23 protein-coding genes and 1 tRNA gene are annotated in these 18,630 nt (G+C 43.4%); 17 read left to right on the forward strand and 7 right to left on the reverse strand.

Going from position 1 to position 18,630, the window contains the following annotated elements; translation table 11 throughout:
• Nucleotides 1–23 precede the first annotated feature (23 nt).
• Nucleotides 24–449 carry a DivIVA domain-containing protein gene (locus tag NXZ84_RS02835; protein WP_258838775.1) on the forward strand — a complete coding sequence of 142 codons (426 nt, stop codon included), beginning with the start codon at nucleotides 24–26 and terminating at the stop codon, nucleotides 447–449.
• 14 nt (nucleotides 450–463) lie between these two features.
• Nucleotides 464–1,777, forward strand: coding sequence for a D-alanyl-D-alanine carboxypeptidase/D-alanyl-D-alanine endopeptidase (gene dacB / locus NXZ84_RS02840; protein WP_258838776.1), 1,314 nt, complete (start codon nucleotides 464–466; stop codon nucleotides 1,775–1,777).
• On the opposite strand, the gene NXZ84_RS02845 is transcribed toward dacB, so the two are convergent.
• On the reverse strand, nucleotides 1,774–2,691 hold the full coding sequence (locus tag NXZ84_RS02845; protein WP_258838777.1) for a C40 family peptidase: 918 nt from the start codon (nucleotides 2,689–2,691) through the stop codon (nucleotides 1,774–1,776). The two genes, dacB and NXZ84_RS02845, sit on opposite strands and share 4 nt — an antisense overlap.
• A gap of 98 nt (nucleotides 2,692–2,789) precedes the next feature.
• On the reverse strand, nucleotides 2,790–3,371 hold the full coding sequence (locus tag NXZ84_RS02850) for a YqaA family protein (protein WP_258838778.1): 582 nt from the start codon (nucleotides 3,369–3,371) through the stop codon (nucleotides 2,790–2,792).
• A 174-nt stretch (nucleotides 3,372–3,545) separates the two neighbouring features.
• Between NXZ84_RS02850 and NXZ84_RS02855 the strand changes: the two genes are divergently transcribed.
• The 4 genes from NXZ84_RS02855 (at nucleotide 3,546) to NXZ84_RS02870 (ending at nucleotide 6,178) form a co-directional block, all read left to right on the forward strand.
• Nucleotides 3,546–3,950 carry a DUF4190 domain-containing protein gene (locus NXZ84_RS02855; RefSeq protein ID WP_258838779.1) on the forward strand — a complete coding sequence of 135 codons (405 nt, stop codon included), beginning with the start codon at nucleotides 3,546–3,548 and terminating at the stop codon, nucleotides 3,948–3,950.
• 115 nt (nucleotides 3,951–4,065) lie between these two features.
• Nucleotides 4,066–4,139 (forward strand) — tRNA-Gly (locus NXZ84_RS02860).
• A 112-nt stretch (nucleotides 4,140–4,251) separates the two neighbouring features.
• Nucleotides 4,252–4,887 (forward strand): O-methyltransferase, encoded by a 636-nt coding sequence (locus NXZ84_RS02865; RefSeq protein ID WP_258838780.1) that lies wholly within the window; start codon nucleotides 4,252–4,254, stop codon nucleotides 4,885–4,887.
• A 128-nt stretch (nucleotides 4,888–5,015) separates the two neighbouring features.
• Nucleotides 5,016–6,178, forward strand: a protein-coding gene (locus NXZ84_RS02870) for an IS3 family transposase (RefSeq protein WP_396653997.1) whose coding sequence is annotated in 2 segments (ribosomal slippage) — nucleotides 5,016–5,292 and nucleotides 5,292–6,178 — 1,164 coding nt in all. Because the reading frame shifts where the segments join, the coding sequence is not laid out codon by codon here.
• A 49-nt stretch (nucleotides 6,179–6,227) separates the two neighbouring features.
• Here the strand turns inward: NXZ84_RS02870 and NXZ84_RS02875 are convergent.
• Nucleotides 6,228–6,494, reverse strand: coding sequence for a DUF454 family protein (locus NXZ84_RS02875; protein ID WP_258838781.1), 267 nt, complete (start codon nucleotides 6,492–6,494; stop codon nucleotides 6,228–6,230).
• 179 nt (nucleotides 6,495–6,673) lie between these two features.
• Here NXZ84_RS02875 and NXZ84_RS02880 point away from each other — a divergent pair, with 179 nt between their 5' ends.
• The 3 genes from NXZ84_RS02880 to NXZ84_RS02890 are packed head-to-tail and all read left to right on the forward strand — an operon-like array spanning nucleotide 6,674 to nucleotide 7,995.
• Nucleotides 6,674–7,474, forward strand: a complete 801-nt coding sequence (locus NXZ84_RS02880; protein WP_258838782.1) for a ParM/StbA family protein — start codon at nucleotides 6,674–6,676, stop codon at nucleotides 7,472–7,474.
• Nucleotides 7,459–7,692, forward strand: coding sequence for a hypothetical protein (locus NXZ84_RS02885; RefSeq protein ID WP_258838783.1), 234 nt, complete (start codon nucleotides 7,459–7,461; stop codon nucleotides 7,690–7,692). The genes NXZ84_RS02880 and NXZ84_RS02885 overlap by 16 nt, the downstream gene beginning before the upstream one ends.
• Nucleotides 7,693–7,746: 54 nt before the next feature.
• Complete coding sequence (locus NXZ84_RS02890) at nucleotides 7,747–7,995, forward strand: phage holin (protein WP_258838784.1); 249 nt, start codon at nucleotides 7,747–7,749, stop codon at nucleotides 7,993–7,995.
• A gap of 62 nt (nucleotides 7,996–8,057) precedes the next feature.
• Here NXZ84_RS02890 and NXZ84_RS02895 read toward each other — a convergent pair whose 3' ends face one another.
• Together NXZ84_RS02895 and rnz are read right to left on the reverse strand one after the other, a co-directional pair.
• The gene (locus tag NXZ84_RS02895; RefSeq protein ID WP_258838785.1) at nucleotides 8,058–8,483 is read right to left on the reverse strand and encodes a GNAT family N-acetyltransferase; all 426 of its coding nucleotides are present in this window, start codon (nucleotides 8,481–8,483) and stop codon (nucleotides 8,058–8,060) included.
• A 17-nt stretch (nucleotides 8,484–8,500) separates the two neighbouring features.
• Complete coding sequence (gene rnz / locus NXZ84_RS02900; protein WP_258838786.1) at nucleotides 8,501–9,412, reverse strand: ribonuclease Z; 912 nt, start codon at nucleotides 9,410–9,412, stop codon at nucleotides 8,501–8,503.
• Between the two features lie 143 nt (nucleotides 9,413–9,555).
• Here rnz and NXZ84_RS02905 point away from each other — a divergent pair, with 143 nt between their 5' ends.
• Nucleotides 9,556–10,104, forward strand: a complete 549-nt coding sequence (locus NXZ84_RS02905; protein ID WP_258838787.1) for a group-specific protein — start codon at nucleotides 9,556–9,558, stop codon at nucleotides 10,102–10,104.
• A 133-nt stretch (nucleotides 10,105–10,237) separates the two neighbouring features.
• Nucleotides 10,238–10,891 carry a YczE/YyaS/YitT family protein gene (locus NXZ84_RS02910; RefSeq protein WP_258838788.1) on the forward strand — a complete coding sequence of 218 codons (654 nt, stop codon included), beginning with the start codon at nucleotides 10,238–10,240 and terminating at the stop codon, nucleotides 10,889–10,891.
• A gap of 58 nt (nucleotides 10,892–10,949) precedes the next feature.
• Here the strand turns inward: NXZ84_RS02910 and NXZ84_RS02915 are convergent, their stop codons facing one another.
• On the reverse strand, nucleotides 10,950–11,879 hold the full coding sequence (locus NXZ84_RS02915; protein WP_258838789.1) for a cation diffusion facilitator family transporter: 930 nt from the start codon (nucleotides 11,877–11,879) through the stop codon (nucleotides 10,950–10,952).
• Nucleotides 11,880–12,167: 288 nt separating this feature from the next.
• A complete protein-coding gene (locus tag NXZ84_RS02920) occupies nucleotides 12,168–13,052 on the reverse strand; it encodes a prohibitin family protein (RefSeq protein ID WP_258838790.1) in 885 nt (294 codons plus the stop codon).
• Between the two features lie 442 nt (nucleotides 13,053–13,494).
• Here NXZ84_RS02920 and queF point away from each other — a divergent pair, with 442 nt between their 5' ends.
• The 6 genes from queF (at nucleotide 13,495) to NXZ84_RS02950 (ending at nucleotide 18,594) form a co-directional block, all read left to right on the forward strand.
• A complete protein-coding gene (gene queF / locus NXZ84_RS02925; RefSeq protein WP_258838791.1) occupies nucleotides 13,495–13,920 on the forward strand; it encodes a preQ(1) synthase in 426 nt (141 codons plus the stop codon).
• A gap of 60 nt (nucleotides 13,921–13,980) precedes the next feature.
• Complete coding sequence (gene thiM, locus NXZ84_RS02930) at nucleotides 13,981–14,787, forward strand: hydroxyethylthiazole kinase (RefSeq protein ID WP_258838792.1); 807 nt, start codon at nucleotides 13,981–13,983, stop codon at nucleotides 14,785–14,787.
• Nucleotides 14,788–14,940: 153 nt separating this feature from the next.
• Nucleotides 14,941–16,239: an ABC transporter permease gene (locus NXZ84_RS02935; RefSeq protein WP_258838793.1), complete on the forward strand. Its 1,299-nt coding sequence runs from the start codon at nucleotides 14,941–14,943 to the stop codon at nucleotides 16,237–16,239.
• A gap of 11 nt (nucleotides 16,240–16,250) precedes the next feature.
• Nucleotides 16,251–17,147, forward strand: coding sequence for an ABC transporter ATP-binding protein (locus NXZ84_RS02940; protein ID WP_258838794.1), 897 nt, complete (start codon nucleotides 16,251–16,253; stop codon nucleotides 17,145–17,147).
• Entirely contained in the window at nucleotides 17,144–17,896 is a 753-nt protein-coding gene (locus tag NXZ84_RS02945) for an ABC transporter ATP-binding protein (RefSeq protein WP_258838795.1), read from the forward strand. Before NXZ84_RS02940 ends, NXZ84_RS02945 begins: the two co-directional genes overlap by 4 nt.
• Nucleotides 17,893–18,594: a TetR/AcrR family transcriptional regulator gene (locus NXZ84_RS02950; RefSeq protein WP_258838796.1), complete on the forward strand. Its 702-nt coding sequence runs from the start codon at nucleotides 17,893–17,895 to the stop codon at nucleotides 18,592–18,594. The genes NXZ84_RS02945 and NXZ84_RS02950 overlap by 4 nt, the downstream gene beginning before the upstream one ends.
• Nucleotides 18,595–18,630: the final 36 nt, after the last annotated feature.

Raw genomic sequence — 18,630 nt, forward strand, 5'->3', positions numbered from 1 at the left:
CATCATCTCATCATAACATTGATATGGGGTTGAATTGGACTTTTGGTTCGATTCAACCTATTCTTCTTTATTTACCGACTGAAATCAAAGATTTTTGTTTTTCAGCTCATGGTATTCATGATAAAATCATTTATGATAATGAGAATGGTAACTGGCTTGTGGGGGAGGAAAAAATGATGCAATTTAAAAAGCTGACACCGATGGATATTTTTCAAAAAGATTTTAAAACGGCTTTGCGTGGCTATGATGTGGATGAGGTAAATGAATTTTTAGACCTGGTCATTAAGAATTATGAAGATGTCACCGAAGAGAATAAGCAATTGAAGGAAGAGCTGCGACTTCAAAAACAAAAACCACACTCTTCTTCTTCAGATAGCCATGTAGAAGAAGCACTACGTGATGTGATGAATCGAATTGCCCAATTGGAACAATACGTTTATCGCAGATAAAAGGGGGCACCCGTATGTTTCGTCAAGAGTGGGATAAGATGGTTCACCAATGGAGGAAGAGAACAAAAGAATGGGGAGCGCATATAGGTTGCGCGATCTACACCCCGACAGGTCTCCCTTTCTTTATGGAAGAAGCGTCAAGGTGGTTTCTTCCCGCTTCAAATCAGAAAATATGGACGACAGCGGTAGCGATTGCAGAATTGGGACTAGATTATCAATGGAAAACAAGGGCGGGATTAGACCACGATGGAGGACTCTGGCTGCAGGGTGGTGGTGATCCTGCCTTTTCATTTACTGAAGCTAAAGCACTTGGAAAAGAGCTTTTACGTGCAGGTGTGACAGAGATAAGTGGTCATGTGTATGTAGACGATAAGGCATGGAAGGCTCCTTTTTGGGGAGAAGGTTGGAAATGGGACGAACGGATTCTGGGATATGCTGCACCTATTCATGCCCTTAATTTTGATCGTAACCGCATGTTATTTAGGGCTGACCCATCCAGTAATCATCCTGAGCTTACACGACAATCACCATGTGAGTGGATCCGTCTGGAGCAACGAGTGACATGGGCTGAACCAGGGAAACAGACAAAGCTAAGCATACGTAGAGATAACCACCACATTTATATTAAAGGAGAGCTGGATCGAAATCATCCAGAAGTATTTGTAGCAGTAAAGCGAGGGCCCCATCACTTTGCGAACGGGATCGTAACGACATTAAAAGATATGGGACTTAATATTCGAAATAAAACTTCTATTCTACCGTATTATTTTGCAGAGGATCTTCCTCTATTGTGGGAGCATCGATCCCCCCCTTTACGAAAGCTGCTTGCGGAAGTGAATGGCGACAGTGATAACCTTATTGCTGAAGTGCTGCTAAAAACATTGGGAAATGGCAACATCGAAAAGGGGAGAGTGCGTGTCCATCATTGTATCGAGCGTTGGGGATTGACGCCACACCCTTCGTATAGGGATGGTTCTGGTTTATCGGTGCACAATCTCGCTTCTCCTGAACAAACGGTACAATTGCTACATTACTTGTATAAAGAATTACCGTGGGCCCCCGAACTGATTAATAGTTTTGCTTCCTACGGTCGGTCAGGGACATTGCAAGAGCGTGCACTCATTCTTCCTAAGGGTGTAGAAATAAAAGCGAAGACGGGGACCCTAAGAGATGTGAAAAATATATCGGGCTATATTAGTGTTGAGGGAGAATGCAAATGGATCTTTTCTTTGCTGATCAATCATCTCTTGCATGAACAAGATGGCGAGTGGCTGCAAGATCAGTTATTGGCCATGCTTATAGACTGGCAAGGACGGCGTGGAAGCTAAAATTCAGACCCATCATATCGTCTCACTTGACAAAGCTCTTCTAAATAAGGGGAGGAAGCAAGTGAAGCGATCTGAATATGTTCTCCTGTTTTAGGTGCATGAATAAACTGCTCATCACCAATATACATACCAACATGGTGAATGCTGCCATTTCCTTGTTCATGTGCGAAGAAAAGCAGATCTCCTGCTTGTATCTCACTCATTAAAATCGCTTGCCCAAATTGGGCTTGGACGGAAGCGTCGCGAGGAATTTGAACTCCACTAGCAGCAAATACGCGATACATAAATCCTGAGCAATCAAATCCAAAAGCAGAAGTGCCACCCCACAAATAAGGAAGCCCGAGAAAATGTTGCGCCAATTGAAGCCGGCGGGATATAGATGGGGGCATTGCTGATTGTGAGGGGACGATCGTAACGGCTTGAAGCGGAAGTTTTCCGATCTTCCCTGATGGTGTGGAGACAATCACTTCGTCTTGTAGCTCACCGACCCATGGTAAGGAGGTCATAAAGCTTAGCGGAAGTCTTGTGCGTGTTCCATCTAGTGTAAGGGTACATGTGGTGTCTGTGATGATGACTTGAGGACAATTCCAATCTCTTGAGGGCGATAAACAGACTTGCTCGCGAGGAACCCAGCCAGTATAGCCTGGATGTTGCAGTGAGATCTTTTGCTGAGGGATACATATATGTAACCACTGCCCCTGCTCGGAGGTGACCTCCACTGATTCACCATACAGCAGTTGAGTTTCGAGTCGCCCCTGCAGTTGAAGTCGCCCTTTCAACCCATGGTTATCTAACTGTTCTAACCATAGCCGCGGATCAAACGAGGATGTGAGTGAGAGTTGATCGCAAGAGCGAGGGGATTGGGGAGATCTCCATACATTGGCGATACTTGTACAGACGGTATACCGGGACATGGGTGTACCCCCTTTAGCATAGATGGATTCTTCTATGCTTCTCCATTAGAGGGAGCAGTACCTGTAGGGGATACAAAAAAACCTAAAGAGAAATCTCTTTAGGTATGACGACGCTTTTTTGTTTTTTGATATAGGAAGATGGCAAGCAAGATAACCGCTGCAACAATAATTGTGATCCAGCTAAAGTTATCAGCGATAAATGTTTCTGCAGCTGGTCCTCCGAACCAAACAATGATGGAGGCTTCCAGAAAGAAACGAATGGAGCGGGCAAGGGTAGACCAGAAAAGCACCTCTCGCTTTTTAACAGAAAAAACACCTGAAGCAATGGTAAAGATCTTGTAGGGAATGGGAGTGAGTCCTCCCACGAATAATGCAAAACCACCGAAACGATTGAAATACCCCTCTACTTGGATTACGCGTTTTTCCCCAAATAACCGTGTCAAGACCGGTCTGCCTAATTTTTTACCAATCCACCAGCCAAATAATGCTCCAAGTACCGAGGTAATAACAGTAACAAGTGCATAGCCAAAAGCATAATGGGGGTTGGCAATCCCTAGTGGAATCAAGATGAAATCAGGTGGGAGAGGAGAAAAAGAAGAATCAGCAAAAGAGGCAATCCCTAGTCCCCAAACGCCATACTCCTCTAAAATCTCCATCAATTTTGTTAACCAATCGAGCATGTATATCCTCCTAAGAAGCCGGATTTATCCGGAAATTCAGTGTCCACTCTTCCAGTATGCTTCATTATCTTAGCATGGAGCCGAAGAAAGAGACAAGGTGGAAGTTGGTAACATAAGCGTGGACGGATCAACTCATACTACCTTTATAGGCATTTTAATAAAGAGGTGGACTGGATGGCTAACAAGACAAATGACGAACGTGAGCACAGAGAAGCAGTCAATGAAGAGTTGGACCAAGAGTTTAATTCAGCTCGAGAAGATGATGTGGAGGCGGCCCAAGAGATAGCCCCTATGCAGATGACTGGTACTTTTTCCAGAGGGAGAAGTGATTCCGGCTCTACCGAGTTGGAAGAGCCGATCGGTGAGGGGATGGAAGGTGAAGGACGTGGATTGGCAATTGCAGGAGTGATTTTTTCCATCGTCGCATTTTTTCTTCTTCCTTACTTTACAGCACCTGTGGGAATAGTCCTCGGATTTATTGGGGCGCGTCAGGGGAGCGGATTTGGTTGGTGGGCTGTTGGGATAGGAGCGCTGGCATTAATTTTGTCATTTATGATGGCGCCACTGCGCGTATATTAAAAGGTAATATGAAAAGGGGGATGGGCTCATCCCCCTTTTTGCTGCGATTTTCTTTGTATATTATTCTTGCTATGTACGATGACATATGCTATAATTTACATCTAATTGATTTTTTGCGGATGTAGTTCAATGGTAGAACCCTAGCTTCCCAAGCTAGCGGCGCGGGTTCGATTCCCGTCATCCGCTCCATAGTATGAAACCTACCTATATTATTAACGGTAGGTTTTTTTAATGAGAAAAATTTCTAGACAACACTTGTGGAATCAGCGAAAATAAAGAGGAGAATAGAGGAGGCGATCTCGTGGATAGTAAAAAATATGTAGCATCTTTGTTTGCACAAGGAGATGAAGTTTTACAATCTATTCCTGCTATACTGGATGAAAATGATATGCCGCAAATATCAGTTCCACCTGAGGTGGGGAAGGCGCTTTATATGATAGTAAAAATATCGGGAGCGAAACGGATTTTAGAAATAGGTGCCCTGGGCGGATATAGCACCATCTGGCTGGGACGGGCTCTCTCGCCAGAGGGGCGAATTGACTCGTTAGAAATCAATAAAAAGAATGCTGATGTTGCGGCTCAAAATGTTGAGCGTGCTGGTTTAGAAGGACAAATTATGTACCATGTGGGTGATGCGCGTGATTCCCTTCGCAAACTGGAAGATCGAGGGGAAAAATACGATCTGTTCTTTATTGATGCAGATAAAGAAAATTATGTTCACTATTTAGAGCATGCCGTGAAGCTTGCCAATCCAGGAGCACTCATTATTGCTGATAATGCCCTACTCGGCGGGCGCGTCTTAGAAGAGGGTAGTGATGACCCTGCTACATTAGCAATGCAACAATATAATCGCACCATCGCAGAAGACGATCGTTTTGAAGCGACGCTCTTGCGGATCGGAGATGGTGTAGCGATTGCTCGCGTGATAGGCGAATAGCAGTTGTACTTAACAAAAACCCCTCACCTTGGTGAGGGGTTTTAGACTAACCTAAAATAATGGGACACTATAAAACACCTTCGAATATGGTACACTTTAAAAAAGTACTGAATCGGAGGTGTTTTTGCGTGAGCAAAAACGTGTATTCAAGCGAAGTTAAATGGGCAGTAGTTAAAGATAAGATGAATGGTCAATTCACGAATCAAGAAATCATGGAGAAGTACGGGATTAAAAATGTTTCTCAAATTAAAACATGGATGAAATGGTATCGTGAAAATCAGATTCATCGATTTGATCAACCAATAGGCAAACAATATTCGTATGGGCACGGACCTGCCAGTCCAAGTGATGACGAAAAAAAAGAACGTCAAAGGAAGCACTTACAGCAGGAGAATGAAATCTTAAAAAAGTATTTGGAGATCGAAAAGGAGTTGAAAAAGAAGTCGTCCTCCAACTAGTCCATACATTACGAAAGAAATATACAGTGTCCGCTATTTTATCCGCTTTAAATGTTCCCAGATCAACTTATTATCGCTGGGCATCTTCGCCACCCGTCCACTTGTCTAAGGAAGAGAAGACGATCATTTTCCTTTGCCAAGAAACAACGTATCGCTATGGTCATCGAAAAATCAGAGAGTTGTTAAAACGTCGATATCAGATGAAATTAAACCGTAATACTGTTCAACGGATCATGCAGAAATATAATCTCCAGTGTAGAGTGAAGAAAAAGAGAAAGTGGAAATCTCAAGGGGAATCTGTCATTGTGGCTCCAAACTTATTACAGCGAGATTTTTATGCCCTCAAGCCCAACCAAAAATGGGTAACGGATATTACCTACATTCAATATGGTTCAGACACTTTATATTTATCAACGATCATGGACTTGTTTAATAATCAGATCATTGCTTATAAGCTTTATACTCATCAACAAATTCCTTTAGTGATGGATACCTTGAGTGAAGCACTAGAAAAACGAGGGAACCCTAAAAGAGTGATTATCCACTCAGATCAAGGAAGCGTCTATACATCTTATGCTTATCAAAACCAGATAAAAGAGAAGGATTTAGTCAGTAGTATGTCACGCAGGGGGAATTGTTGGGACAACGCAGTAATCGAATCTTTTCATTCAAATCTAAAATCAGAGGAATTTCAATTTGTTAAATTCAACTCATTATCTTTAGAAGAAGTAAGAGAACGTGTAGATAACTTTATGAGGTATTATAACGAAGTACGTATCCAAGAAAAATTAGGCTACCATACACCAATAGAATTTGGTGACATGACAGCCTAAGAAGGTGTTTTATTATTGTCTCAAATGACTAGGTCAGTCTATTTTTACGTTAGGTTTCTTTGATGGGTGTAGTTTTTACGAAGCGCTTGTACCATTTGTGTTGTTTAATCTGTTCGTATTTTTTTGCCATAGTTGGGAACCTACGTTCTAAATAGCGAAGGAAGCGATTAGCAGCGGGTGAGCGTTTGGAGAGGATGGCAAAGCCGATAACTAAGAAGAGTACACCCTGTAAAATAGGGAGGAACAAGCCGAGAAAGCCTAAACCAACGAATGACCAACCTAAACAAATCATTAAAAAGTTAGATATTTGCGCCACTGTTATCACCCTTTATCGCATAAACATAAACTACGTATTTTTAAATTCTTTTTGTGTTTCTATTACTCTCGTTTCTCTATTATAAAGGTGAATACAAGAGTTTTGCAAATGGAAAAGGTGAGCTGACAAAAGAATAAGCATTGAAAAAAAGGCATATGCATGTATTGGAGGGATGGTCAATGATAATTGCCGTGGATTGTGGACGGAGTCACGTTAAGGTGATGACAGAAAAGAAGACATTTTCGTTTCCGAGTAAGATCAGCACGTGGCGCAAGCGAAATTTTCGGCAGGAACTAGAAGGGGACATCGAACTGATCTATAATGATCGCTGCTGGTTTATTGGTAAGTTAGCTGAGCGTGAAGGAGAGTTTACCAGGCAGGCGATGCAAGATACAAAAGTAGTAGATGAAACGCTTTTGTTAACATTGGCAGCAATTCATTTGGCTGAGGGTGCAGGAAGAATCCAGTTGATTATGGGGTTGCCGATTCAAAATTACAACGAAGGTGAGAGAGTAGCCTTACGCAAATTATTAGAAGGAATGCACGAGGTTTCAATCAATGGTGAGATGCGCAAGTTTCAAATTGAACGTGTTTATATCACGATTGAGGGAGGTAGTGCATTTTTTACATCCCCGCGCATGGGGTTAGTTCGAATTGTGGATGTAGGTGCGAAAACAACCAATTACGCTACATTCAAAGACAAAGTTTTTATTGATCGTGATTCGGGTACACTTCCGATTGGATGGGAGACGGTGAGTGAATCTAATGTGGAGGAAATGGCCAATCACATTGCAGGAACCGTATCAAAAAAATGGCAAGCAAAAGATATGGTCATGCTCATTGGTGGAGTTGCTTCTAAGGTAGAGCCTCATTTACAAGAACACTTTCCGTATGCCTTTACGTTAGATGATCCGCAAATGGCTAATGTGCGTGGATTTTTCGAGGTGGGAAGGGCGATGGTAAAATGCAACAGCAAATAAAACGTGTGGGTTTTAATATGTCCGACCCTTTGGAGCGGGAGCTGCTTTACTTCGCTGAGGAGAAAACTACGAACTTTAGCGGGTTAGTCAAGCATTTGCTTTTTACGTGGAGGGAAGGAAAAGTAGAGATGAATGGAGCGAGAGAAGATACAGCAAGCGTAACATTTGAAGAAGATCCGAGTGAAGATATTCGCAAAAGTGGCCTACCGTTTGCATGACTAAGGAGAATATTACATTTTATACGGTTCAGGTAGCTAGGGAAGAGGGGTATCATGCGTTGGGAAAATCGCTTACGAAACTACGGTTTTTGGGCTGCTATCGCTGCACTGATTCCTATCATTTTACAACTATTTGGTATTGATATTGTACCCGCTAAGTACGAGGTGATCGTAAATGCAATTTTATCTGTCTTGGTAGTGTTTGGAGTGATCAATAATCCGGATACACAATCGCGCGGGTATGGGGATGATAAGGTTTTGCGACCAGCAATTATTAGTCATGGAAGAAGAAGAAGGAAGTAGGAGAGCAAAAGAAATAGGTTAAAGGGGATCGGAAGGAAACACTCCTTATGATCCCTTTTTTGTTATAGCTCCTTAACAAACACTTTGCTGGTCCAAGTATACCCCATTTTTTCTTCATAAAAACGATGGGCATCTTTACGAATAAGTCCGGATGTGAGTTCAAGATATTGACACCCTTCTTCTTTTGCCCACCTTTCGAGGTGAGACAGCAGTTCTTTTCCACATCCACGCGAACGTTGCTCTGACTGTGTTACTAAGTCATAGAGGAAGAGATGACGGTGATGATAAAAGTTAGTTTGAATAGTGAAGCCAGCCAGTGCCATCATCTTGTCGGTTTCATCAGTGAGGGCAAGCAAGCGGTAGCCTTGTGAGCGCATCTCTTCCAATAGTGTAAGGTATGCCTCGAGAGAAAGGTGGGGACGAAGTTCTCGCATTACATCGTAAGATGCGCGCCAATCGGCATGGCTAGTAATCTCTTTTATCGGCATGAGTTAAAATCTCCTTTTTAAAATGTATAGCTCCACAAATCGTGGGCGAGATGGGTATGTGGGAAAACGTCTTTCGCTTCCTGCAGTAATGCAGCACAATCCTCTTGGTAGCGAGGACTGATGTGGGTTAGGAGGAGACGTTTTACTTGGCAACCTTTAGCGAATAAGGCTGCTTGCTGTGCGGTAGTATGGTAGTGCTGGTAGGCAGTATTTACCTCAGTCATGCCAAAGGTTGCTTCATGAACCAATACATCGGCGGAGTGTGCCAGCGTGGCAGCCGTCTCTGTCGGACGGGTATCACCAAAGATAGCGAGGACACGCCCCTTCTTCGCGGGTCCAACAACACTTTCAGAACAGAGTAAGCGCCCATTTGGGAGTCGTACTGATTCCCCTCGTTTCAGTTGACTATAGAGAGGGCCAGGAGGGACTTCTAACTCTTTTAGTCGCTGCACATCTAACTTTCCAGGTTGATCATGTTCTTCGATACGAAATCCATAGGATAATAGTCCATGTTCCAACTTTTGTGCCCGTATGTGGAATGAGTCCAATTCCCACTCGGTCTCTTCATCGTATTGGATGATATTTAAGGGATAGCGTAAGTAGGTTTGTGATGTCTGTAAAGCGGCTTCCACAAATTTTCTGATCCCAGCTGGACCATACAGGGTTAGTGGAGAGGTGGCACCCTGGAAACTGCGGCTTCCTAACACTCCAGGGAGGCCGAAGATATGATCTCCGTGCAAGTGTGTAATAAAGATACGATTAATTTTACTTAGCTTGAGCGAAGTGTGTAGGATTTGGTGTTGCGTAGCTTCGCCACAATCAAAAAGCCATGTCTGTCCTTCATATTCCGGCATCCGTAAAGCAAGAGCTGAAACATTCCGTTCTTTTGCTGGGATGCCAGCACCAGTACCGAGGAATGTAAGTTCCACTCTAATCCCCTCCTTATCTCTCTTCTATTATACTACAGATGTATTGGCAAAATAAGACTGCCATTTGTAATCACCAGATGCTAGAATGCGGAGGGAAGGATGTCTTATGAAATAGAGATGAATCGGGAGAAGAGGGGATAGATATGTTCATGTATCACCAGGTGCCGGATGATTTGCAAGGTGAGTATTTATACCCGCTTAATGAGTTAGCGTCTGTTTATCCTCATATATCCGAACAGAAAAAGAAAAAATATGAGGATCATCCAGGTCGAATCAGCCTCCCACAGAGAAAAGTACCTTACCTAAATTGTTTGTGGAACGATGTCATTCATTGTTCACCTCTTCATCCAGCATATCTGTATCGTGCTCTGTCCGCCCTGGGTGTGGAGCCAGCATCCCGTCTGTTTTTTCGAATTCCGTATCAGCAGGTGGCTAAGCTACCGGTGGTATGCTATCATTATTCTCCAACACATTGGAAAGGGGTGGGAAGTGAGGTTTCCGCAGAGGATTGCTCCATAATGACCATAGAGCATTATAAAGAATTAACCTTTCTTCCCGAAGAAACGATCAAGTATTTTGAACAGTCTCTACATCTAAAACGGCCTTTTGGATTGTTTCATTTTATTCCTCATATGCTAGTAAAAGGAAAGATTTTTGTCGGGGATTGCTCACGAGTGGATTGGAGTGAGTAGCGTTTGTTGCACGGAAGTAGCCTTTCCCAATGTTCACTAGTGCAGATCGTTAGTTTTTCCTTTATAATGACTGGTAGCGGAAAAAGGAAGGTGGAGAGATACAGGGGGAATGTCTCATTTAAGAGACACATGGATGAGGAGTGGACGCTATAACCCTGTATACAATGAAGAGATGATAAATAAATATGGACGGCGCACGATCGCTTATGTTATTGGACTAAGTATTCTCGCTCTGGGTATCGCACTCGCTATTCGAGCTGGCTTAGGCACAGGGGCATGGGATGCGCTGTATGTAGGATTTTATGGATTGTTTGGTTTAACTGTCGGCAGTTGGGTTATCATTGTCGGCTTTATATTGGTCCTCATTAATGCACTACTACTTTGGGAACGTTTGGACTGGCTGGCGCTGGGCACGCTTCTTTTACTTGGTGTTGTATTAGATGGATGGTTATTGGTGATTACATGGGAGCCGACCCTTTTTTGGCAGCAGGGGGGCTTGTTTCTTATTAGCATGTTTGTGATTAGCTTAGGTGTAGCTACCTATCTGCAGGCTAATTTCGCGCCTACTTCGGTTGATAAATTGATGTATGCCATTCATACTCGTACAGGCTTTAGTTTGCGCCTTTCTAAGACTATCGGTGAAGTGATTGCGTTAGTGATTGCTTGGCTTATCGGTGGGCCGATTGGGATTGGGACGGTTATGATTACCTTTCTTGTGGGTCCGCTGGTTCAGTTTTTCTTAAAGGTAGTGGGGCCACTTTTTACATCTCCGATGAAAGAAGTATAGAAGTAAAACATCAATGGAAAAGGACAGCGTCTTCCCCCTTGGAAAACGTCGTCCTTTTTTATTTGTGGATAGGGTCATGCTGGATTGTTGATTTCTCTATTTGGATCGTAGTATGGGTAATACCGGTGATTCTCTTTATCCGATTGATAGCTGTTTGTAACACTTCTTGCTCATTTGCTTCATCTATTATATCGAGGTGACAGCTGAGTGCGTCCATCCCTGAGGTAATGGTCCAGATATGAAGGTCATGTAAGCGAATCACCCCAGGAATTGCTTTTAAGGCGTCATGTAGTTCGTCGTGGTCCACTTCGTGTGGGGTTCCTTCCATCAAAATGTGGATGCTTCTTTTTAACAATCCCCATGCGCTTTTTAAGATGAGTAAGGAGACGATGACACTAATAATAGGGTCGGCGATATACCAAGAGAAGGTGATCATTAGAAAGCCAGCGAGAAGTGCTCCGGCTGAGCCGAGTGCATCTCCAATCACATGCAAATAAGCACTGCGTACATTTACATTTTCTTTTACATCCCCCACTCTCATCAACGAATAAGCACTGATGAAATTGGCAGCAAGACCGATAAAAGCGATGATCATCATGGTGCCACCAGCTACTTCTGGGGGCTCTCTAAAACGATCCACCGCCTCCCAAATAATAAAGGCTGCGATGGCAAACAGGGTAACAGCGTTGAAAAGAGCGGCTAAGATTTCAACACGGTAATATCCATATGTATTCTTGGCGGTAAGTGGTTTTGCAGCAAACCACATCGCAAATAGACTGAGGGCGAGGGAGGCGGAATCACTTAACATGTGTCCCGAGTCGGAGAGAAGGGCTAAACTATTGGTGAGAAGTCCTCCAAAAAACTCCAAAATCATAATACTAGCGGTAATGACCAGAGCAATCGTTAAGCCGCGCTTGTTGCTTTCGCGACGCTGGTGATGACCATGTTCATGATGGTGACTATGCATTAAACTCATCCTTTTTAGCATTCTGTTTAGGAAATGATGCTTATCCGTCATCTTCCCCCTATTATATCCTGGGAAACAATAGTTTACAAAAATATCCTTGGGGTATAAAGATATAAAACAAGGTTTCATATAATGAAACAGAAGGGGGAAGAGAGATGCCAATCAACTTTCACGATCCCCAGCCCTGAACACGAACGAACGATCAAAAGCCTTCATCCATTTTACTGAGATGAAGGCTCTTGTTTGTTATACGTGCTGTGGAGGGGCATTCGCCACAGTACGGGCTGAATATTGATATGACGAAGAGAGCTATTTCTTATCTTCGTCTACAATAATGCTATCCACGCCGTTTATGGTAACCCAACCGTGTTTCAAACGGGCCTCTTTTTCCATCTTTTCAAGTAGCTCAGGGGTGACAGATTCAGCAATCAAACGGTTTGCTTCAGCTTCCCCTTTCGCTTTTTCGATTTGGGCATCAGCAATTCCTTGGGCCTCGATCAGTTGTTTTTCAGCAATTTCTTTCGCTTTTTGTTTATCAATTTTTAAAGCTTCCAACTCTTGTTGCCGGTTTACTACCTCTTGGATCGCTTGCTGTGTTTCTTTATCTGGCGTAGGTGTACCGAACACTACATTTTCGATGAGAAACCCGTGTTTCTTAGAGTCCTTGGAAAACTTGTCGAGAATTTCGGTCTTTACTTTCTCTCGATTCTGGAACACTTCTAAGATGGTATACTTTGATGTTACCTCAAGTGCGGTATCTTTTAAGCGTGCTTTTAACCAGGTTTGTTCAATAGCCTCAGGATCCTGACCTTTAAACTTGTCATAGATATAAGGTAATTTTTCTACATCGTTGAAGTACTCCAATACCATATCAACGGTTAGCGGCTTACCATCTCGGGTGGCGAGGGGCAGGGAATTGTATTCCACAGTTTCAGTAGAAACAGGATATTCTGTGATTCGCTCAATTGGATTTACAAAGTGAAGCCCCTGGCTTAAGGTCGTCTCTTTCACCCCATCACTGCGGGAGTAGACGACGCCAGCATGTCCTTGGTTAATCGTTTCTGTAAACGCAGAAAAGCCAATGATAAGTCCTGTTAATGTAAGTCCACCTACGACAAGCTTTTTCCAACTAAAGAGAGAATTCTTTTTCTTCTTTTGTACGGACAGAACTTCTTGTTCTTCTTTTATTTCCAATATGCTTTCCTCTCCCTGTACTCAGTTATTTGATGTTCTTCATAACGAGATAAGTAATATAGAGGAAGATAGCTAGCAGGAAGATTTTCCAAGCCACTTTCTTCACTCCTTTCATGCTGTTAGTACGAGTCTGTATTGGATTATTTACGCTTTGAGCTTGTAAAGATCGACTCTCCTTTCCTACACGTTTCATGCATATGTACATCGATTCAATAGTACATAGTGAAGCAAATAGCCTCATAGTGACATTGTACCATTTTTATGGGTAATTGTGAGGGGAGAGGTGGGTGGATATAGACATGTCCCTATGACTAGTGTTGAAAATATTAGACGATAAAAGTTCATTCATCTCCCACGCTACTTCCTGTATAATAGGAGGCGAGAAAAGAAGTGTCTCGATAGATGGAGCGCTTTTTTGTTTGGGGAAACAGGAGGAATAGCAATGGAAAAACAAGTAACGGTTGATCATAGCAAGTATCAAAACATCCGTTTTGATACACAGGATGAATCAACGATTATGGTGGATATCTTAGAAACAATTCCTTATGAATATCCGGATAAAGAGACGGAAGTGGTGATTCCGACTGATGAGTTTACGTCGGTTTGCCCTTGGTCTGGATTACCTGACTTTGCAGAGATTAAGATCACATTTATTCCTAAAAATGATCTTATTGAGATGAAGTCGTTGAAGTATTACTTAACTTCTTATCGCAATGTAGGGATTTATCAAGAGCATGCGACTAATCGTATCTTAGATGATCTGGTTGCACTGGCAAAGCCCAAGTATATGAAAATCGAAGCGTTGTGGAACCCCCGCGGGGGACTGGGTACGAGTGTAGTTGCTGAATACCGCGCTGAGAAGGTGTAAGGATAAAAATATAAACCGGGAGAAGAAATTCCCCGGTTTTTTTATTGAAGGAGGGTAAGTATGCGAATCACGTCCAATGATTTTACTCTGATAGATCGCATTCGTGACGATGTGCCGCTTATTCATCATATTACCAACCTTGTCTCCATCCAGGACAGTGCTAATGTTACCTTGCATATGGGAGCATCACCCGTGATGGCACATGCAAAGGAAGAAGTAGAGGAGATGGTGGCAGCATCGGCTGCTCTCGTCCTCAATATCGGCACACTGACGCAAGAACAAGTAGAGGCTATGATCTTGGCAGGTAAGAAGGCAAATGCTCTTGGTACTCCAGTCATCTTTGATCCTGTTGGAGTGGGTGCAACCACTTTCCGAACAGAGATGGCAAGACGTATTCTCGCTGAGGTTGAGATTGAAATCATTAAGGGGAATGCAGGAGAAATTGCAACATTGGCAGGAGAGAGAGCTGAGATGCGTGGTGTGGATACGGGTCATGTGACAGCGGACGTGGAAGAAGTAGCGATCTCTTTGGCAGATGGCTGGAAAACGGTGATCGTCACAGGTGCCACGGATATCGTGACGGATGGAAGACGGGTAGCTCATGTCCATAATGGCCATCCTTTAATGGGGGCTTTGACGGGAACCGGTTGTATGGCTGCTTCCGTGATTGCGTCGTGTGCGGCAGTGGAACGCGATTACTGGCTGGCGGCTACTGTGGGACTTGCTACGTATGGTATTGCGGGTGAGCGTGGAGCACAGCAAGCAGCAACCCCGGCTCATTTTAAAGTGCACTTTTTTGATGCCCTGGCTACTGTAAGCGCAGAAAATGTAAACAAAAGCGCTCGTATCGAGGTGGATCAAGTGTAAAAGAGTAGATGATAAGAAGGAAGGACGAGGGCTGAGGCTAGGGATCAGCCCTCGTTTTGATGTCGGTCGACATGGAGAAGTGTTGTATGTTAAGTGAATTTTCTATAAAATATAAGTGAATACTCACTTAACTGGTAAGGAGTGATCTGCCTGATGGTACGGCGTGTGCTCTATTTGGTATGGAAAGAGTTTATTCAATTGCGACGAGATCGGCGAACATTAGCGATGATGCTGCTTCTCCCGCTCATTTGGCTAATTGCTTTCGGTTACGCGGTTCGTTTTGATATTGAGGAGATTCACGTGATGGTAGTGGATGAGGCCAAGAACGAAGCTAGCAAAGATGTGATTGAACAGTTGGAAGAATATGAAGATTTGATAGTAGATGAAATCGTACCCGTTGCGACAGCCGAGCGAGCATTGGAAGAGGGCAGGACAGATGTGATCGTAACGTTGCCGAATGGGTTTCGCTCTTTCCCAGCTGAGAAAGAGCAAAAGCTGACCCTCCAAGTGGATGGGAGCCGACTTTTTACGGCACAATCAGCTGTGCGCAGCACATCGCAATTTTTATATGAATTGCAGCAGGAAAACATGACGGAATTAAAAGAAGAATTGGTAAAAATTTTAGCAAAATCCCCTTCTCCATCACTGGAGCTTACGCAAGTTGAACAACTTCAACCACTTCTGGGACTGCTTACTGATGCTCAAATCGAGCAAGTAGAGGAAGGACTTAATGAAGAAATAGAAAAAGGCATTGCAAGCCAGACGGAAAAGCGTGCAAAGACGATCGAAGACTGGTTTCCTGATTTTAAGCAGCTAGAACCAGAAGTGGATGTTCTCTACAATCCAGATTTAAAAAGTGTCAATTATATGTTACCTGGGTTAGTGGGATTGATCCTTATCTTTATTACCACTTTGATGACCTCTTTGGGTGTGGTAAAGGAGAAAGAGCGAGGAACATTGGAGCAGTTGATCGTTTCACCTCTCAGTTCATTGGAATTGATCTTAGGGAAGTTACTACCGTACATTTTGATTGCTTTTATTGATTTTTTACTTGTATTTGTCGCAGGAGTCGTGATATTTGCGGTCCCCTTCCATGGTCCATTCTTCTCTTTTATGGTTGTAGCTCTTCTCTTTTTAATCGGGTCGTTAGGACTGGGTCTGTTGATTTCTACGGTTTCGCAGAATCAACAACAGGCAATGCAGTTGGCGATGTTGACATTGTTACCGCAAATTATATTATCAGGCTTTGTCTTTCCACTGGAAGCAATGCCGTGGGGCATTCGTTGGATTGCCTATCTGATGCCTCTTACTTATTTTATACCGGTCAGTCGTGCGATCTTTTTAAAAGGTTTGACGCCTTGGGACTTTCCTTTGGAGATGATACTGATGACTGGTTTTGCTTGTTTCTTCATTCTACTCGCCGCTGTTCGGTTTCGGAGAAGCTTATCTTAGGGGGTGTGAATATGATTCAGGTAACAAAATTGAGTAAGAGGTATGGTGATGAAGTAGCTTTACATCCGTTAGACCTTCACTTTACTTCTGCTCGTATCTATGGGGTGATTGGTCCAGATGGGGCAGGGAAATCTACGCTTTTACGTTGTATGAGCGGTGCGCTTCTCCCTAGTAGCGGACAGGTGGAGGTGAATCGGCACTCTTTAGGTTATGTATCAAGTCGATTTGGATTATATGAAGAGATGAGCATTGCTGAAAACCTACGTTTCTATGGAGGATTATACGGGCTTGACAAAGAGCAGATTAAAGAGCGGAGCACCGAGTTATTGCGCTGGATTGGGTTGAGTTCCTTTCAAAACCGCTTAACAGGAGCACTCTCAGGTGGAATGAAGCAGAAGTTGGCGATTGCAGTGGCCCTTCTTCATGCGCCCAAGGTGTTAATCTTGGATGAACCGACTTATGGAGTGGATCCTTTATCGAGACGGGAGGTTTGGAAGTTATTAAAAGAGATCAGGAAACATGGGACAACCGTGATTGTATCTACACAGTATTTGGAAGAGTCGAGTTACTGCGATGAAGTTTTGTTTTTATACAAAGGCAAGCTATTGCTTCAAGAAGATCCTGCGGTACTACTAGAGCAGTTTCCGTTTTTGTTATACGAGATGAAGGTGTCTACTCGTCCGACAGTGAAGCAATTGCATGAGGCGAGACAGTTGCGTTTTGTGGTCGATGTTTATTGGCGAGGTGAATCTCTCATGCTTGTGTGTGAAGAAGAGAGCTGTAAAAAAGAGGTCATGGATCGCTTTGGTTGGGGGGGAAATCAAGTTGTGCAAACTGTACCGTCCTTTGAAGATGTCGTATTGGAACAACTGCGAAAAATTCCTGAGAATGGGGGGACATCGGCATGATTACTCTCCAATCAGTAAGTAAATCGTTTGGCTCGTTTACAGCAGTAGATGAAGTGAGTCTCCAGGTGGAAAGAGGAGAGATATTTGGGCTCTTAGGAGGAAATGGAGCAGGTAAAACAACACTGATTAAGATGATGTGTGGTGTGTTAAAGCCAACCGCTGGAAGAGGGGAAGTGTTAGGTTGGGATATCCAGCATGAACAGTCTAACATTCGCCCCCATATTGGTTATATGTCACAGAAATTTTCTCTCTACAAAGACTTAACTGTACAAGAAAATCTCCTTTTTTATGCTCGCCTGTATGGGGTGAAGGGAAAAGTGAGCAGTCTGGTAGATGAGCAAATGATACAATACGAAGTAGCCCATATGCGCCATAAAAAAGTGGGCGAACTTGCGGATGGATCCAAACAACGAGTAGCATTTGCTTGTGCGGTTATTCATCGACCTGTACTTCTCTTTTTAGACGAACCATCTAGTGGTGTTGACCCATTGACACGCCGCTTATTTTGGGAGCATGTCTATCAACTGACGGAGGCAGGAACCACGATGATCATAACTACGCATTATATGGATGAGGCTGAGCAGTGCGATCGTCTCGGCCTGATGAATCAAGGCCGTATGGTTGCAATGGGTCGCTTAGAAGAATTGCGACAACACTATAGCGGGAAGGGAAAGATTGCAAAAGCTATGCCTTCTTTAGAAGAGATGTTCGTCTATGTGATGGAACATGAAGGGATAAATGAAAGATGAGCGATTGGCACGATTGGGTAGAAGCAATGGCTACTGAGTATGAATTGGATTTGGATGAGTCGAAGAAACTGACAGATAAACAACGCAGAATTTTGGAATCCGCCATTTGTGTGTTCGCTGAACGTGGGTTTAGCGGAGCGAGCACACAGCTGATTGCAAAGGAAGCAGGGGTGGCAGAAGCAACGATATTCAAGCATTATAAGTCGAAAAAGGGGCTCCTGTTACGTTTGGTTATTCCTGTGATCTCTAAAGTGGCTACCCCTTATATTGTTCATTCTCTACTTGATATTTTGCAGGAGGATCTTCCTATTCAAACGATGCTGGAAGAGCTGTATAAAGATCGGATTCGGTTGGTGAAGAAGAACTGGGAAAAAGTAAAGGTATTACTGGTAGAAAGCATGTTTCATCCCGAACTGAGAGAAGCATTGGAAAAGCATGTGATCCACTCTGTGTATCATGTGATGTCCGAGCGAATCGTACAGTTTCAAAAAGAAGGGAAAGTACGAGCTGATATCCCTGTCCACATTATTGTCCGCAGTATTATGTCGTTGGGGATGGGATATATAGTGGGGAGCAATGTGGCACCACACTTTTTAGCCTGCTCTTCGGAGAAAGAGGAAATTAAATGGATGACAAAAATCATATTGAATGGAATAGAGGAGCCAACCCCGAAAAACGAGAAGGAAGGTGCCGATTAACACCGACGTATCTCTTATGGTATGATTGTCAACAGT

The sequence above is a fragment of the Mechercharimyces sp. CAU 1602 genome, assembly GCF_024753565.1.
Taxonomy (GTDB): domain Bacteria; phylum Bacillota; class Bacilli; order Thermoactinomycetales; family JANTPT01; genus Mechercharimyces.

Bases quoted from the DNA above. Each gene is read 5' to 3' on its own strand.
- NXZ84_RS02850 (WP_258838778.1), bottom strand. From the start codon at position 3,371: ATGCTCGATTGGTTAACAAAATTGATGGAGATTTTAGAGGAGTATGGC.
- NXZ84_RS02910 (WP_258838788.1), top strand. From the start codon at position 10,238: ATGAGGAGTGGACGCTATAACCCTGTATACAATGAAGAGATGATAAAT.
- NXZ84_RS02935 (WP_258838793.1), top strand. From the start codon at position 14,941: ATGGTACGGCGTGTGCTCTATTTGGTATGGAAAGAGTTTATTCAATTG.
- NXZ84_RS02915 (WP_258838789.1), bottom strand. From the start codon at position 11,879: ATGCTAAAAAGGATGAGTTTAATGCATAGTCACCATCATGAACATGGT.
- dacB (WP_258838776.1), top strand. From the start codon at position 464: ATGTTTCGTCAAGAGTGGGATAAGATGGTTCACCAATGGAGGAAGAGA.
- NXZ84_RS02945 (WP_258838795.1), top strand. From the start codon at position 17,144: ATGATTACTCTCCAATCAGTAAGTAAATCGTTTGGCTCGTTTACAGCA.
- NXZ84_RS02885 (WP_258838783.1), top strand. From the start codon at position 7,459: ATGCAACAGCAAATAAAACGTGTGGGTTTTAATATGTCCGACCCTTTG.
- thiM (WP_258838792.1), top strand. From the start codon at position 13,981: ATGCGAATCACGTCCAATGATTTTACTCTGATAGATCGCATTCGTGAC.
- NXZ84_RS02895 (WP_258838785.1), bottom strand. From the start codon at position 8,483: ATGCCGATAAAAGAGATTACTAGCCATGCCGATTGGCGCGCATCTTAC.
- NXZ84_RS02845 (WP_258838777.1), bottom strand. From the start codon at position 2,691: ATGTCCCGGTATACCGTCTGTACAAGTATCGCCAATGTATGGAGATCT.
- NXZ84_RS02855 (WP_258838779.1), top strand. From the start codon at position 3,546: ATGGCTAACAAGACAAATGACGAACGTGAGCACAGAGAAGCAGTCAAT.
- NXZ84_RS02890 (WP_258838784.1), top strand. From the start codon at position 7,747: ATGCGTTGGGAAAATCGCTTACGAAACTACGGTTTTTGGGCTGCTATC.
- NXZ84_RS02880 (WP_258838782.1), top strand. From the start codon at position 6,674: ATGATAATTGCCGTGGATTGTGGACGGAGTCACGTTAAGGTGATGACA.
- NXZ84_RS02940 (WP_258838794.1), top strand. From the start codon at position 16,251: ATGATTCAGGTAACAAAATTGAGTAAGAGGTATGGTGATGAAGTAGCT.
- NXZ84_RS02835 (WP_258838775.1), top strand. From the start codon at position 24: ATGGGGTTGAATTGGACTTTTGGTTCGATTCAACCTATTCTTCTTTAT.
- NXZ84_RS02950 (WP_258838796.1), top strand. From the start codon at position 17,893: ATGAGCGATTGGCACGATTGGGTAGAAGCAATGGCTACTGAGTATGAA.
- queF (WP_258838791.1), top strand. From the start codon at position 13,495: ATGGAAAAACAAGTAACGGTTGATCATAGCAAGTATCAAAACATCCGT.
- NXZ84_RS02905 (WP_258838787.1), top strand. From the start codon at position 9,556: ATGTTCATGTATCACCAGGTGCCGGATGATTTGCAAGGTGAGTATTTA.